Consider the following 287-nt stretch of genomic DNA (forward strand, 5'->3'; position numbering starts at 1 on the left):
GAATGTTCAGCAGCCGGACGGAAGGTGTATATCCGCTGTTCTCAATCATTTGGGTAAATTCCATACAGGGGTTGAATTTGACCTTGTTATTGAGAGAATCTACGTTTACAAAGGTACCTTTTCCCTGGCGGCGGAAGATAATGCCTTCTGAGGCCAGGTCATTTAACGCCTGTCGGATGGTGATACGTCTGACACCGATCATCTCAGCCAGCACTTCTTCTCTGGGAAGCTTATTATTAAGGGAAAGATCCATGTTCTTGATGTATTTATGTATTTCACGCTTTGCC

Annotated in this window: 1 protein-coding gene; it reads right to left on the minus strand. The window is 44.6% G+C overall.

All coding sequences use genetic code 11. From position 1 onward, the window contains the following. The coding region (locus NE473_RS32225; RefSeq protein WP_256265730.1) for a GntR family transcriptional regulator at positions 1-287 on the minus strand (287 nt) is incomplete at both ends.

It is taken from the genome of Hungatella sp. SL.1.14, assembly GCF_024460495.1.
Classification (GTDB): Bacteria; Bacillota; Clostridia; order Lachnospirales; family Lachnospiraceae; genus Hungatella; species Hungatella hathewayi.